Origin of the sequence: Paraburkholderia sediminicola, from assembly GCF_902859805.1 — a bacterium.
GTDB classification, from domain to species: Bacteria; Pseudomonadota; Gammaproteobacteria; order Burkholderiales; family Burkholderiaceae; genus Paraburkholderia; species Paraburkholderia sediminicola.
This window is the reverse complement of the sequence record NZ_CADIKC010000016.1, coordinates 78,765-93,554: the sequence shown is the minus strand read 5'-3', so window position 1 is coordinate 93,554 and position 14,790 is coordinate 78,765. Positions and strand designations below refer to the sequence as shown.

General features: G+C 63.0%; 14 protein-coding genes. 4 read left to right on the top strand and 10 right to left on the bottom strand.

Going from position 1 to position 14,790, the window contains the following annotated elements:
- Nucleotides 1-108: 108 nt before the first annotated feature.
- On the bottom strand, nucleotides 109-2,448 hold the full coding sequence (locus R8871_RS35015) for an NADP-dependent malic enzyme (RefSeq protein ID WP_175054498.1): 2,340 nt from the start codon (nucleotides 2,446-2,448) through the stop codon (nucleotides 109-111).
- 207 nt (nucleotides 2,449-2,655) lie between these two features.
- Here R8871_RS35015 and thiL point away from each other — a divergent pair, with 207 nt between their 5' ends.
- The 4 genes from thiL (at nucleotide 2,656) to R8871_RS34995 (ending at nucleotide 5,365) form a co-directional block, all read left to right on the top strand.
- The gene (gene thiL / locus R8871_RS35010; RefSeq protein WP_175054497.1) at nucleotides 2,656-3,654 is read left to right on the top strand and encodes a thiamine-phosphate kinase; all 999 of its coding nucleotides are present in this window, start codon (nucleotides 2,656-2,658) and stop codon (nucleotides 3,652-3,654) included.
- A complete protein-coding gene (locus tag R8871_RS35005) occupies nucleotides 3,644-4,216 on the top strand; it encodes a phosphatidylglycerophosphatase A family protein (RefSeq protein WP_175054496.1) in 573 nt (190 codons plus the stop codon). The genes thiL and R8871_RS35005 overlap by 11 nt, the downstream gene beginning before the upstream one ends.
- Nucleotides 4,217-4,312: 96 nt before the next feature.
- The gene (locus tag R8871_RS35000; protein WP_154558107.1) at nucleotides 4,313-4,813 is read left to right on the top strand and encodes a CinA family protein; all 501 of its coding nucleotides are present in this window, start codon (nucleotides 4,313-4,315) and stop codon (nucleotides 4,811-4,813) included.
- A 39-nt stretch (nucleotides 4,814-4,852) separates the two neighbouring features.
- Nucleotides 4,853-5,365: a cupin domain-containing protein gene (locus R8871_RS34995; RefSeq protein WP_175054495.1), complete on the top strand. Its 513-nt coding sequence runs from the start codon at nucleotides 4,853-4,855 to the stop codon at nucleotides 5,363-5,365.
- Between the two features lie 16 nt (nucleotides 5,366-5,381).
- Here R8871_RS34995 and pyrF read toward each other — a convergent pair whose 3' ends face one another.
- From pyrF to R8871_RS34950, 9 genes are all read right to left on the bottom strand, one after another.
- Nucleotides 5,382-6,197, bottom strand: a complete 816-nt coding sequence (pyrF, locus tag R8871_RS34990) for an orotidine-5'-phosphate decarboxylase (protein ID WP_175054494.1) — start codon at nucleotides 6,195-6,197, stop codon at nucleotides 5,382-5,384.
- A gap of 151 nt (nucleotides 6,198-6,348) precedes the next feature.
- Nucleotides 6,349-7,401 (bottom strand): aldose 1-epimerase, encoded by a 1,053-nt coding sequence (locus tag R8871_RS34985; protein ID WP_175054493.1) that lies wholly within the window; start codon nucleotides 7,399-7,401, stop codon nucleotides 6,349-6,351.
- Between the two features lie 216 nt (nucleotides 7,402-7,617).
- Nucleotides 7,618-8,535, bottom strand: coding sequence for an SMP-30/gluconolactonase/LRE family protein (locus R8871_RS34980; protein WP_407673247.1), 918 nt, complete (start codon nucleotides 8,533-8,535; stop codon nucleotides 7,618-7,620).
- 8 nt (nucleotides 8,536-8,543) lie between these two features.
- Nucleotides 8,544-9,344 carry an SDR family NAD(P)-dependent oxidoreductase gene (locus R8871_RS34975; protein ID WP_175054491.1) on the bottom strand — a complete coding sequence of 267 codons (801 nt, stop codon included), beginning with the start codon at nucleotides 9,342-9,344 and terminating at the stop codon, nucleotides 8,544-8,546.
- A gap of 52 nt (nucleotides 9,345-9,396) precedes the next feature.
- Nucleotides 9,397-10,413, bottom strand: coding sequence for an L-arabinose ABC transporter permease AraH (araH, locus tag R8871_RS34970; RefSeq protein WP_054034524.1), 1,017 nt, complete (start codon nucleotides 10,411-10,413; stop codon nucleotides 9,397-9,399).
- 54 nt (nucleotides 10,414-10,467) lie between these two features.
- Entirely contained in the window at nucleotides 10,468-12,003 is a 1,536-nt protein-coding gene (gene araG, locus R8871_RS34965; RefSeq protein ID WP_175054490.1) for an L-arabinose ABC transporter ATP-binding protein AraG, read from the bottom strand.
- Nucleotides 12,004-12,172: 169 nt separating this feature from the next.
- Nucleotides 12,173-13,171, bottom strand: a complete 999-nt coding sequence (locus tag R8871_RS34960) for an arabinose ABC transporter substrate-binding protein (RefSeq protein ID WP_175054489.1) — start codon at nucleotides 13,169-13,171, stop codon at nucleotides 12,173-12,175.
- A gap of 129 nt (nucleotides 13,172-13,300) precedes the next feature.
- The gene (locus R8871_RS34955; RefSeq protein ID WP_175054488.1) at nucleotides 13,301-14,077 is read right to left on the bottom strand and encodes an SDR family oxidoreductase; all 777 of its coding nucleotides are present in this window, start codon (nucleotides 14,075-14,077) and stop codon (nucleotides 13,301-13,303) included.
- Nucleotides 14,074-14,754 (bottom strand): 2-dehydro-3-deoxy-6-phosphogalactonate aldolase, encoded by a 681-nt coding sequence (locus tag R8871_RS34950; RefSeq protein ID WP_175054487.1) that lies wholly within the window; start codon nucleotides 14,752-14,754, stop codon nucleotides 14,074-14,076. The genes R8871_RS34955 and R8871_RS34950 overlap by 4 nt, the downstream gene beginning before the upstream one ends.
- Nucleotides 14,755-14,790 lie beyond the last annotated feature (36 nt).

Genomic DNA, 14,790 nt, shown 5'->3' with positions numbered 1-14,790 from the left:
TTTAGGGTGGCTATCCCCTGTTCACCCGCAGGCGTGCCCATTGCGGGCACGCCTTTTTTTTGCATGGCGCTTTAGTCACGGCGCCACGCTTCAGCCCCGGATCAAGGATCAGCGGGTCGCGATCACGTCGGCAACCAGCAGCGCCGTCATGTTGACGATGCGGCGAACCGTGGCCGAAGCCGTCAGCACGTGCACCGGCTTTGCTGCGCCGAGCAGCATCGGACCAATCGCGATGTTGTTGCCCGCGGCAGTCTTCAGCAGGTTGTACGAGATGTTGGCTGCGTCGATGTTCGGCAGCACCAGCAGGTTCGCATCGCCTTCGAGCGTCGAGTCAGGCAGCACTTCACGGCGCAGATTCGCGTCGAGTGCGAGGTCGCCGTGCATTTCGCCGTCCACTTGCAGGTCGGGTGCGCGCTCGCGCAGGATCGCCAGCGTGTCGCGCATTTTCTGTGCGGTCGGCGCATTGCTCGAACCGAAGTTCGAGTGCGACACCAGCGCGATCTTCGGTTCGATACCGAAGCGGCGCACTTCCTCGGCGGCCATGATCGTGATCTCAGCCAGTTGCTCCGGCGTCGGATCGACGTTCACGTGCGTGTCGACCAGGAAGATCTGGCGGTTCGGCAACACCAGCGCATTCATTGCCGCATAGACTTTCGCGCCCTGCTTCTTGCCGATCACCTGATCGATGAAGTGCAGGTGGCGATGCGTGGTGGACACCGTGCCGCAGATCATGCCGTCCGCTTCACCCTTCTCCACCATCATCGCGCCGATCAGCGTGGTGCGGCGGCGCATTTCGAGCTTCGCCATCTGCTCGGTGATGCCCTTGCGGGACATCATCTTGTGATATTCCTGCCAGAAATCGCGGTAACGCTCGTCGTGGTCGGTGTTCACGACCGAGTAGTCCTGACCCGCGATGAGACGCAGGCCGTAACGCGCGATGCGCTGCTCGATCACCGCCGGACGGCCGATCAGGATCGGCTTCGCGAGCTTTTCGTCGACGATGATCTGCATGGCGCGCAGCACGCGCTCTTCTTCGCCTTCCGCGAACACAATGCGCTTCTTCTCCGGCTCGACGCCACGCGCCAGCTGGAAAATCGGCTTCATGGTCGTGCCGCTGTGATACACGAACTGCTGCAGATGCTGTTCGTACGCTTCCATGTCTTCGATCGGACGCTCGGCGACGCCCGAATCCATCGCGGCCTTCGCCACCGCCGGCGCGACCTTGACGATCAGGCGCGGGTCGAACGGCTTCGGAATGAGGTATTCCGGACCAAACGAAAGATCCTGGATGCCGTACGCAGTCGCGACGATATCGCTCTGCTCCTGGCGCGCCAGTTCGGCGATCGCATTGACCGCGGCGATCTCCATTTCGCGCGTCACCGTCGTCGCGCCCGCATCCAGCGCGCCACGGAACAGGAACGGGAACACCAGCACGTTGTTCACCTGGTTCGGGTAGTCCGTGCGGCCCGTGCAGAGCACCGCGTCCGGACGCACTTCGAGCGCCAGTTCCGGCAGGATCTCCGGGGTCGGGTTGGCCAGCGCCAGAATCAGCGGCTTGTCAGCCATCTGCTTGACCATGTCCTGCTTCAGCACGCCGCCGGCCGAGAGGCCAAGGAAAATATCCGCGCCGCCGATCGCCTCAGCGAGCGTGCGAGCGTCGGTTTCGCGTGCAAAGCGTTCCTTGTCCGGGTCCATCAGTTCGACGCGGCCCTTGTAGACCACGCCGGCCAGGTCGGTGACGGTAATGTTTTCGAGCGGCAGGCCGATGTCGACCAGCAGATCCAGACAGGCCAGGGCCGCCGCACCCGCGCCGGACGACACCAGCTTGACCTTCTTGATGTCTTTGCCGACGACCTTCAAGCCATTGGTAATGGCCGCCGCGACGACGATCGCCGTACCGTGCTGGTCATCGTGGAAAACCGGAATCTTCATGCGCTTGCGGCATTCGCGCTCGACGATGAAGCAGTCCGGCGCCTTGATGTCTTCAAGGTTGATACCGCCGAAAGTCGGCTCCAACGCGGCGATCACCTCAACCAGCTTGTGCGGATCGGACTCGTTCAGCTCGATATCGAATACGTCGATGCCGGCGAACTTCTTGAAAAGGACGGCCTTGCCTTCCATGACTGGCTTCGAGGCGAGCGGGCCGATATTGCCGAGACCCAGCACCGCGGTGCCGTTCGTGACGACGCCGACCAGGTTGCTGCGCGCGGTGAAACGGGCGGCGTTCAGCGGGTTTTCGACGATTTCCTCACACGCGAACGCGACGCCCGGCGAGTAGGCCAACGCGAGGTCGCGCTGGTTGATCATCTGCTTGGTGGGGGCGATCGCGATCTTCCCGGGGGTCGGGAACTCGTGATAATCGAGAGCGGCTTCGCGGAGTTTGCTATTGACGGGAGTCGACATAAGGCGGGCTTCGAAGGGCGGATTAGAATAGATGTTCGACGGCATTGTAGCCCCAATTGCCGGCTCAATTCCTTCAATACGGGTACAACTGCCGCGACCGAAATATAGCGAAAGGCAGACATGGCGCACTTTGGGCCAACCACTCGTCGGAACGGAGTTGAGCGCGAATAGAGTGTTTACCCGCATGCATCTCCGCACAATGCGCGCTGTTAGCGGTTTTTCGTTGCACTTATCCGTTTACCCACTGCCTCCATGCTCTCTGAGTTTTCGCTGATCGATCGCTTCTTCGCCCGCCGCGCAGCCGCTGCGTCGTCCCGTGCTGCCGAAGATGAACTCGGCATCGGCGACGACTGCGCCCTGCTCGCGCCGCGCCCCGGCGAAATGCTGGCGATATCGACGGACATGCTGGTGGAAGGCCGCCACTTCTTTCCTGACGTCGATCCCGAGGCGCTCGGTCACAAGGCGCTCGCGGTGAACCTGTCGGACCTGGCCGCGATGGGCGCAAAGCCGCAGGCCTTCACCCTCGCGTTCTCCTTGCCCAAAGCCGACGAGGCGTGGCTCGCCGCGTTCAGCAACGGCCTCTTTGCGCTGGCCGAGCGCTACGGCTGTGATCTGGTCGGCGGCGACACGACCGGCGGGCCGTTGAATCTATGCATCACCGTGTTCGGCAGCGTGCCGCCGCAGGTCGCGCTGCGCCGCGACGCCGCGCAACCGGGCGACGACATCTGGATCTCCGGCACGCTCGGCGACGCCCGTGCCGGGCTGGGCGTGCAGCGCGGCGAGTGGTCTGCCGATGCCAGTGACACTGCGACGTTTCGTCGCGCCCTCGAGCGCCCGGAGCCGCGCATCTTGCTCGGTCTCGCGTTGCGGGGGATCGCTCATGCGGCGCTCGATCTATCGGACGGACTCGCCGGCGACCTACGGCACATTCTTGAGCGCTCGAACATGCAGGCCACGGTCGACATCGACGCCGTGCCGCGTTCGGCCGCGCTACGCCGCCTTTCGCCCGAGATCCAGCAACGTTGCACGCTAGCCGGCGGCGACGATTACGAACTGTGCTTCACCGCCCCGGCTGCAGCGCGCGCCAAGGTCGAAGCAGCCGGCCGCGAGGTAGCCGTACCGGTCACCCGCATCGGTACAATAAGCGCTCTTCAAACGGCGGCCGACCGCCCGGCGATCGGCTGGCGCGATGCCGCCGGCGCGCCGCTCACTCTGACGTTGCAAGGCTTCGACCATTTCCATGCAGACTGATCCCCCGCTGGTTCCCGCCGACGATCTGATCGGCCATCCGCAGCCCAACGCGTCCGGCCCACGCGCGCCGCGTCCTCAGCCGCGCCGCGCCACCGCGCGTTTCATGCTGTCGCATCCGCTGCATATTCTGTCGCTGGGTTTTGGCAGCGGCTTGTCGCCGGTTGCGCCGGGCACGGTCGGCACCCTGTTCGCATGGGCCTCGTTCGCCGTCCTGAGCCGCTATCTGACCGTGGTCGAATGGGGTGTGCTCATCGTCGCCGGCTTTTTCGGCGGCATTGCGATCTGCGGCTTTACCGCGAAGAAGCTGGGTACGGACGATCCGTCGCCGGTCGTCTGGGACGAAATCATCGCTTTCTGGCTGGTGCTGCTGATGGTCACGCCGGTCACGCTGACCGGGCAACTCTGGGCGTTCATCGTGTTCCGCTTCTTCGACATGGTGAAACCGCCGCCAATCGGCTATTTCGATCGCCGACTGAAAGGTGGTTTTGGCATCATGTTCGATGACCTGGTCGCCGCGTTCTTCACGTTGCTCGTGATTGCGCTCTGGCGCATGTCGGTTTAACCGTTGCCCGTCGGCTGGCGCCGGTCGGCCTTTGCCCGCCGGCCACCGACAGCCGACTGCCTCCCGCACCAGTTCCCCGTTTTCCGGATTGACGCCATGCCTACCGATTCCGTGGTTCACCAGCTTGCGATTCGCGTGAGCAACCGCCTGCGCGACGAGCGTCTGATGCTAGTCACTGCCGAATCCTGCACAGGCGGCATGGTGGCGACCGCGATCACCGATATTTCCGGCAGCAGCGGCTGGTTCGAGCGCGGCTTCGTCACGTATTCGAATCAGGCGAAGTCCGAGATGATCGGCGTGCCCACCGACCTGATCGAAAAGCACGGCGCGGTTAGCGAACAGGTGGCGCGCGCGATGGCCGAAGGCGCGCTGCGCAACAGTCGCGCGCAGGTGTCGGTGTCGATTACGGGCGTCGCCGGCCCGGGCGGCGGTACGGAAACCAAGCCGGTCGGCATGGTGTCGTTCGGCTGGAGCAATCGGCTGCATACGTCCGTGGAAACCAAGGTCTTCAAGGGCGATCGCGAGAAGATCCGCGTGCAGGCCGCCGCGCACGCATTGCGCGGTGTGCTGGCCCTGCTCGACGAGCGCGAACATTAACGTCCGGTTCAAAATCTGAGGCCCGTCACGATGCCCAATATGTCGACTTCGCACGCAGCCAAAGACGAGTTGATCCGCCGCTTCGATCTAAAGCCGCATCCGGAAGGCGGATTTTTCAGCGAGACGTATCGGTCCGCCGAGTCCGTGCGCCGTGATGACGGTTCAACGCAGACCCGCTCGGCGTCCACCGCGATTTACTACCTGCTCTGCGACGGCGCGCATTCGGCGTGGCATCGGATCAAGTCCGATGAGGTCTGGCATTTTTATGCCGGCGAGCCCTTGAATGTCCACGTGCTCGACGAAACAGGCACGTTGACTACGCACACGCTGGGCAATGCGCTGACGCATCCGGATGCCGTGTTTCAGGCAGTGGTGCCCGCGGGTCTGTGGTTTGCCGCGGAATGTACGGACCCGGCGACGCTCGCGCTGGTGGGCTGCACGGTCGCGCCGGGGTTTGAATTCAGCGAGTTCGAGCTGGCGGATGTCGCGGCGCTAAAAGCGCGGCATCCGCAGCATGCGGCGTTTATCGAGCGGCTGGGGCCGGTTACCTGACCGGCCTCACCCTCAATTACCGGAACGCGTTGATCCGGTCACGCGTTTCCATGGCGACCTTCGCTGCAGCTTCGGCGAAATCGTCATCCTTGCCGGCGTAGATAATCGCCCGCGAAGAGTTGATCAGCATGCCCGTGCCGTTCGCCGTCCGGCCGGCGTTGACCGTCGCCTGAACATCGCCGCCTTGCGCGCCGATGCCCGGAATCAGCAGCGGCATATCGCCGACGATCCCACGCACCACTTCGATTTCCTTCGGGAAAGTCGCGCCGACCACGAGCGCCAACTGGCCGCTCGCGTTCCACTTCTCTGCCGCCAGTTGCGCGACGACCTGATACAGCGGACGTCCGCCCGTCTCCAGGAACTGCAGGTCCGAGCCGCCCGCGTTCGAGGTCCGGCACAACACGATCACGCCCTTGCCCTCGTGCTCCAGATACGGCTCGATCGAATCGAAACCCATATACGGATTCACCGTCACCGCATCCGCCTGATAGCGCTCGAAGGCTTCGCGCGCGTACTGCTCGGCGGTGCTGCCGATATCGCCGCGCTTCGCGTCCAGAATCACCGGCAGGCCCGGATGGTTCTCGTGAATATGCGCGATCAGCTGCTCGAGTTGGTCTTCCGCGCGGTGAGCGGCGAAGTAGGCGATCTGCGGCTTGAACGACGACGCATAGGGCGCGGTCGCATCGACGATGGTGCGGCAGAAGTCGAAAATCGCCTCGGGACGGCCCGCGAGCGCGCCCGGGAATTTGCTGGGCTCCGGATCGAGGCCGACGCACAGCAGCGAGTTCGTGCGCTGCCAGGCGTCGTTGAGTGTCTGGATGAAATTGGACATGGTGAGTCTCGCGGCGAGCCGATAACGGAAGAGGCGCGTATTTTACCTGTCCTGCGCGGCAAGCCGCGGCCACGCGTCATGCCGGCTGGGGTTGCGGCTCGAGGCGTGACGACGGATACGCCGTACCGCTCCGCCCTGCTCGCCCCTTACCTTACTGCCGCCGGCGCGAACCACGCGCGCCCGGCATCGAGCGCAAGCCTGTACGTTCGACGGTAAAGCGGAACGTGCGCGTGAGCCGTTCGCCGCGCGCAAGCATCGTCATCCCGTTTTCGCATGCGCCGCCCGCCAGATTCATCGCATTGATCGGATGGTCGACCGGTTCGAAGCAGAAGAAGTCTTCGCGCGGCGGCGTGTACAGCACGTAGTAGTCGGTGTCGGCGGCGATATTCAGCGACAGTCGCCGCTTCGGCCACACCACCGCTGCCTGTCCGCTCCAGCCCGTGAACGCGTGATTGACGATGGTTTCCGGCAACGGATACGCCACGCCGAATTGCCACGCGGGCGGCGCCGGCACGTGGCGCACCGGCAACCAGTCGTCGCCGGAAAGCCACAGGCCGCCGGCCGCCGCCGACAGTTCGGTATCCGCATCACGCACAAAAAATGGATGCACCCCAAGCCCGAAAGGCAGCGCCTCGCGGCCGGCATTCTCAATGTCCAGCGTGATGACGAGCGTGGGACCGTCCAGCGTATAGGTTTGCGTCGCGCGGAATGCGTACGGTTTGCCGTCGAGGCGATCGAGCGTGAGACGGACATTTTCGCGATCCGACTCCGCGACCTGCCAGGCGGAGAGCCAACCGTCGCCGTGAATCGGCAAGGCTTCGTCGGCGCGATTTTGCGGCACCTCGACGCGCCGCCCCGCCACATTGAAATGACCACCGCCGATGCGATTCGAATACGGCAGCAACGGATAGCAGGCCAGCTGGTTCGGCTGGGTATCCGAGGCGACGTGACGGCAGCGCCGGAAAATCGGCGTCAGTGCGCCGTCATTACGCCAGTCGAAACGGGTGACGCCGCCGCCGAGCGTCGGCGCGACGTCGAGGCGCAAATGCGCATTGGCGAGCGTGATGCACGCGAGCTCGCCGCCGCTCGCCTCACCGACCGCAACTGCAGAAGTACTGGGACCCGGAAGCACCGGATTGGCCGCCGCGTTGAGTCGCGCGCGCCGGCTCTGAGAAGAGGCGGAAACAGGATTCGCAACAGTCATATCTGGCTCCATCGAGAGGCGTGGGACATTGCCGTCATTGCTGACGGATGCTGTTGGGCGACTTTTTTTGCACAGGTCGCCTCAGGGTCCGAACTGCATGCTGCCGATCTACTGCCGATTTGCTGGCACTTGGTTTGCGACATCAACGACTGATTCAGTTCCAAAATCACTGCTCGACCGCACTCTGCCTGGCAACTGAGGCTGCGTCATTCTGCGCTATGTAGGCGCGCCCTGGAACACCGGCTCGGGCAAACCTTGTCGTCCGGGTGTTGCGACAAACACGCCGCCCGCATGAGAATCGCCCGCGAGCGCCGCGGCATCGAGATCGATACGCGCACTCGTGATGTACAGCGAGTCCAGTTGTACAGGCCCTGCAGGAAGTCCTCTTACGGGGCCGCCAAACGCGACGCAACTCGGCTGCGCAGTCGGCACGTCGACACGCTCGGTTTCCACGCCATCGGGGCCATACCGCACCACGCGCCTGCCGCCCCATTGCGCATTCCACACGCCACCGTCGCGGTCGACGGTCGAACCGTCGGGCTCGCCGGTCGCGTCCGTTAGCGTCGTAAAAACGCGGTCGTTGCCAACGCTGCCGTCCTCGCGATAGTCGCAGACGCGAATTTCACGCGTCGGCGAATCACCGTAGTACATCGTCGCGCCGTCGGGACTGAACGCGATGCTGTTCGAGATCGCCGGTGCGGGCAACGGCAAACGCTCCAGCGACAAATCGTGATTCAGACGATAGAAGCCGGCGATCGCCTGCAGAGGCGAGCCTTCATCTTTTGTCCCGAATACGAAACGACCCTGCCGATCGCAGCGGCCGTCGTTCACGCGCGTGTTCAAGCCAGGTTCGACATCGACGATACGCTGCGTCTCGCCGGTTGTCAGATCGAAGAACGCCAAGTGCGTCGCCAATCCGAGCAGCAGATAGCGCGGATCGGCGCACAACGCAAAACTCCCGAGACGCTCGGGCATGCTCCAGAATGTGCTGCCTCCGTCGCGCGGATCGTAGCGCCACAGCCGCGCGCCTTCGATGTCGTTCCAGTAAAAGCGGCCGGTCCTCGCGCACCACGTCGCGCCCTCGCCGAGCGTGCATTTCGTATCGAGCAGCAGCGCCGCGCTATGTGCAGACACGCCCGCACTCACGCCCAGCCTCCGTCGACGACGATGTCCTGCGCGGTGATCATCCTGCTGTCATCGGCGGCGAGGAACAACGCCATACGGGCCAGATCGGCCGGTTGCAGTTCAGCGTCGATGCACTGGCCTTCCTTGATCGAGCGACGGCCCGCATCGTCGAGCCATAAACGTTTCTGCTTTTCCGTCATCACCCAGCCCGGCACCAGCGTATTGACGCGGATATTGAAGTGACCGAGATCGCGCGCGAGACCACGGGTCAGACCTTGCACCGCCGATTTCGACATCACATACACCGGATAGCCGCCGTTCTTCAGCATCCAGCTGATCGAGCCCAGGTTGATGATCGAACCCGCGTTGGCGGCTTTCATATCCTCCATCACTGCCTGCGCTGCGAAGAACTGGTGACGGATATTCACCGCGATGCCCGCGTCGAAAAACTCGCGCGTCACGTCGCCAATCGCGTGGCGTTTGTCGTTCGCGGCGTTGTTCACCAGCACCTGAATCGGACCGAGTGCAGCCTTCACATCGGCGATCGCTTTTTGCAGCGCGTCGATGTCGGTCAGATCGCAGGGCAGAAACAACGGCTTGTGTTTCGAATCGCCGAGTTCGTCGGCGAGCGCTTCGCCCGCAGTCGCGTCGATATCGAAGAACGCGACGCGCGCACCCTGCGCCGCAAAATGTTCGACGAACGATGCGCCGATACCGGTCGCGCCGCCCGTGATCAACACCGTTCGGTCGACGAGACTCGGATAGCGGGCAAACGCGTTGTCCGCGAGACGGTCGTTTGCATTGGCCGGAGACGACATCGTTCGATTCCTTTTAGAGCAAGTTGGGTGAGCTGCGGGTTTAGTCCCGGGTTTAATCCCGCGAGCCGCGGTTCTTCAACTGGTCGAGCAACACAGCGGCGAGCAGGATCGCGCCGCGCACGAGGTACTGATAGAACGCGTCGATGTTCATCAGATTCATCACGTTCTCAACCGTACCCATGATCAGCACGCCGATCACGACACCGGAGATCGTCGCGCGACCGCCGAGCAGCGACACGCCGCCCAACACGCACGCCGAAATCACGTTCAACTCGAAGCCTTCCGCCGCATTCGGCTGACCCGACGTAATCCGCGAAGCCAGAATCACACCGGCCAGCGCGGTGACGGCGCCTTGAATCAGGAAGATATAAACGCGCGTGCGTTCGACATTGATACCGGCAAGACGCGAAGCTTCCGGATTACCGCCGATTGCCAGCGTATTACGGCCGTACACGGTCTGATTGAGCATCACGCCGAACACGATGAAGCACAGCAGCGTGACCCAGATCGGCAGCGACACGCCGAAGAAGCTCAAGCCGCCCAGCGCGATAAACGTATCTGACGACACGCCCACGGCCTGCCCGTGCGACACGATAAAGCCGAGACCGCGCACGATTTCCATCGTTGCGAGCGTTGTGATCAGCGCGTTGATGCGCAGATAGGCGATCACGGCGCCGTTGACGAAGCCGATCACCGCACCCGCCGCCACCGCCGCGATGATCGCGATGAAGGTGTTACCGGTCGCATTCAGCACCATCGCGCACAGCACACCGGCGAACGCGACCGTCGACCCCACCGACAAGTCGAAATCGCGCGAGGCCAGACAGAACATCATCGTGCACGCGACCATGCCGATCTGCGAAATCGACAGGGCGAGACCGAGCATGTTCTCGATCGAGAAGAAGTGGTCGACCGTCAGCGACATCGTGATGAACATCACGATGAAGATCAGGATCAGGCTGTACTCGGTGATCTGCTGCCACCATTTCGCCTTGTCGTTGCCTTGCGGAATCAGCGCTTCGGCCGCACTTTTTGCGGCTTGTTGCGCGAGGTTTTCTCTGGCTTGCATGTTGAAGACTCCTCCCGTTCCCCACGGGTTGCCGGACTTTCGTCCAAATAATGTTCAGGCCGCTTGCTCGGTGGCTGCGGTTCCGGGCAGCGCTGTCGAGCTTTGCGGCAAGGCGAGGCCCAACACGGATTGTTCCGTTGCGTCCTTACGCGCCAGCTCGCCGGAAATCCGACCCTGGCGCATCACGACGATCCGGTCGGACACGCCGAGCACTTCCGGCAATTCCGACGAAATCATCACAATCGCGCAGCCGCGTTCGGCGAGCTGATAAATGACGTTATAGATCTCATGCTTCGCGCCGACGTCGATCCCGCGCGTCGGCTCGTCGAGAATCACCACCTTCAGATCGGGTTCGGCCAGCCAGCGCGACAGAATCGCCTTCTGCTGGTTGCCGCCCGACAGAAAACGGATCTTCTGACGACGGCTCGGCGTCTTGATCTTCAGCAGCTTGATAAAACGGTCGGCGGTTTCCGCTTCCTTCTTGCGATCGAGAAACATCCCCGCACGCAGATAGTGACGGCGGCAACTGATATTGATGTTCTCCGACACGGTCGCCATCGCGACGATGCCCTCTTCCTTGCGGTCTTCCGGACACAGCACGATGCCGTGCTTAATCGCCTCACCCGCGCTGCGCACCTTGATCGGCTTGCCGTCGAGCACGATTTCGCCGGCTTTCTTGTGATCGGCGCCGTACACCAGATGCATCAGTTCGCTGCGTCCCGCGCCCACCAGACCGAAGAAACCGACGATCTCGCCGCGCCGCACTTCGAAGCTAGCCGGCTGCGCAAGCGCATGCCCTTCGATCGCTTTCGCCGCGAAGCGCACTTCGCCGAGCGGCCGTGCCGAGTAGTTATAAATGTCGGCGATTTCCCGTCCGACCATTTCGCTCACGATGGTGTCGCGCTTCACGCCTTCGAGCGTCGGATGCGAAGCAATCTTGCGGCCGTCGCGGAAGATCGTGCAGGCGTCGCACAGCTCGTAGATCTCGTCCATGCGGTGCGAGATGTAGATCATCGCGCGGTTGTCGGCACGCAGATCGCGCACCAGTTTGAACAGCACTTCGGTCTCGCGATGCGACAGCGAGCTGGTCGGCTCATCCAGTGCAATCACGCGTGCATTGCGCAGCAGCGCCTTGCAGATTTCGACCATCTGCCGTTGCGCGATCGAAAGCTTGCGCAGCTTCGCGTTCGGATCCAGCGCCACGCCCATCGCTTCGAGGCGTTCGCGCACGAAGCGTTTGGCCTCGCGCTTGTTGACCCAGCCGAGCGAGTTCGGCAACTGGCCCAGCAGCAGGTTTTCCGCGACCGTCAGATCGGGCACGTATTGCAGTTCCTGGTGAATCACCGCGATCCCCGCTGCGATCGACGAAGCCGCGCTCGTGAAGCGGACCTCATTGCCGTCGATCATCACGCGGCCCGAATCGGGCTGGTATTCACCACCGAGAATCTTCAGCAGGGTCGATTTCCCTGCGCCGTTTTCGCCCATCAGGCCGTGCACCTGGCCGACGTTGACGTCGAAGGACACACCGTCGAGCGCGCGCACGCCTGGAAAGACTTTGCCGATATTGTCAAAACGTAGCGTCGCTGACACTTCGCCTCCTTTTACTTCGTGTGAACCGTGCGTGTTTTGCGAGGCAGTCACGCCGCCGGCAAACACGGTCTGTCTCAACTGCTGATCTTGTATTGCTGCTGCCGGTGCGCCCAATCCTTGGAGAAACGACGCACCGGCAGTTCACTTCATTTGACTACGCTACAGCCGCTCAATTTGCCGCGAGGCCCATCTTCTGGCGCACATCGGCAACGTTGTCACGCGTAGCCAGCATGCCGGTCGTCAGCGTGAGCGCGGGCGGTTCCTTGCCTTGCGTGATCCAGTCGTACATCAGCGTCGAGGTTTCTTCGCCGTGACGCTTCGGGCTGATGATGACCGTGCCGTAGAAGCCCGTCGGGGTCGGCTTCTTGAACTCGTTCAATGCCGAGTCCGAACCGCCGATGCCGATACCGATCATGTTGTCCGCCTTGAAGCCGCGGCCTTCCGCTGCGCGCACCGCGCCGAGCACGCCTTCGTCGTTCAGCGCGTAAGCCACCCAGTGCTTGAAGTTCGGGTTCTTCGTCAGCGCGATGTTGGCGGCGTTGAACGCGTTTTCCGTGTCGGTCTTCGCTTGCGGCGCGGCAATAATGTTCGCCTTCGGGAAGCCGGCGGCGACCAGCGCGTCGGTCGCGCCGCTCGTGCGGTCATGCGCGGTCGGCAGCTGTTCGTAGGTCACGTCGATCGCGCCGACGTCCTTCATGTCCCAGCCGCGCTTCTTGATTTCCGCGGCCAGCCCATCGCCCACCTGCTTGCCGATGTTGTACGCCGAGATGCCCATATGCGGCACCGATGCGATCGGCTTGCCCGCGCCGTCGACGAGACGGTCGTCCACCGTCATCATCTTCAGGCCGTCGGCCTTCGCCTTGGCGACGATGCCCGGTCCGAGCTTGACGTCAGGCGTGCAGATCACAAAGCCTTGTGCCTTCTGTGCCGACAGGTTGTCGATAGCGCTCATCACCTTCTCGCCCGACGGCGCGCCGATCTTCACCAGCGTGAAACCCTTCTCCTTGGCGGCAATTTCGGCGAACTTCCATTCGTCCTGGAACCACGGTTCTTCCGGCTGCTTCACGAGGAAGCCGATCTTGACCGGATCCGCGGCTTGCGCCACCGGTGCGTTGAAGAGCACACCCGTCGCCGCTGCTGCCAGCGTGAGGAAAATTCTTCGTTTCATAATGCGTGTCTCCTGACTAATTGATAACGAGAAGGTATCGGCCGCGTCTTCTTGTACCGGGTGTGACACACGCGGCCAGCGCGTCGTCCGGTGAAACCTTGCTGCTTTTTTCCTGCTGCCCCACTACGTTCAGTCGTGATACACCGCCGAGCGGCCGCCATCCACGGTGATGCAGGTGGCGTTGATGAACGGCGCCTCATCCGAGGCAAGAAACACCGCCGTCATCGCCACTTCTTCCGGGCGACCGATGCGCTTCATCGGTTGCAGAGCGAGCGTCGCCTGTTTCGCGGCGGCTGGATCGGCTTGTTCGTTCCACCAGTCGTGCGTCAATTGCGTTTCGATGTAACCCGGCGCGATTGCGTTGACCCGCACATTGCGCGGCGCGTATTCAATGCCGAGTGCGCGCGTCAAGCCGATCACGCCATGCTTCGCCACCGGATACGGGAAACACCCCGGAATAATCTTGAATGCATGCGTCGATGCGATATTCACGATGCTGCCCGCGCCGCGTTCCACCATGCCAGGCAACACCGCGCGACACCCATTCCAGACGCCGTCGAGATCGACCGCGAAGCAACGGCGCCAGTCGTCGTCGCTCATCGTCAGCGGGTCGCAGAACACGTTGATGCCGGCGTTGTTGACCAGTACATCGACCGCGCCGAACGCCTGCTCGGCCTCGCTCACCGCGTGCTGAACCGAGGCCGATTGCGTCACATCCGTCTGCACCGCCAGCACGCGTGCGCCGGTTTGCGCCTTGATCTGTTCCGCCGTCTGCCGCGCGGTTTCGATATCGAGTTCAGCCAGTACGACCGCAGCACCCTCACGCGCAAATGCAAACGCGATCGCCGCGCCGATGCCGCGACCGGCGCCGGTGATCAACGTAACTTTGTCGGCAAGCCGCTTCATTTCTTCGCGCCTGCACGGGCGATGCGCAAGCCGTTGATGAACGCCTTCGCGTGCGAAGCGGTCACCGCTGCGCTCTGTCCCGGCTTGTACAGCGCCGAGCCGAGGCCGAAGCCATTCGCGCCGACGCTAAGGAACGGACCCATGTTGTCCGGCGTGATCCCACCAACCGGCACCAGTGGCACTTCTGCCGCGATCACCGCGCGCCACGCCTTCACGACCTGGCAGCCGAGTTGTTCGGCAGGAAACATCTTCAGCACATCCGCGCCGTTTTTCAGTGCGATAAAGGCTTCGTTCGGTGTCGCCACACCCGGCGCGCAGGCCATGCCTTGCGCTTTCGCGGCGCCGACGACCTCAGGGTCGCTATGCGGCATCACGATCAACTCGCCACCTGCCGACTTCACGTCGTTGACGAAACTCGGATGCAGCACCGTGCCAGCGCCCACGATCGCATCCGCCGGCAACACCTTGCGGATCGCCGCGATGCTGTCGAACGGCTGCGGCGAATTCAACGGCACTTCGACGATGCGAAAGCCGGCTTCGTACAGCGCCTGAGCGTGCTCAGCGGCATCGGCGGGCGTCACGCCGCGCATGATCGCGATCAGCGGGCAAATCTCGAACGCCGCGATCAACCCCGCGTGCGGCATGTATGGGGCGGGCAGATTGATGTGAGGTTGCATGTCGGTTCCTTGTTTCGTGAGCGGCGGCGCGGCCGG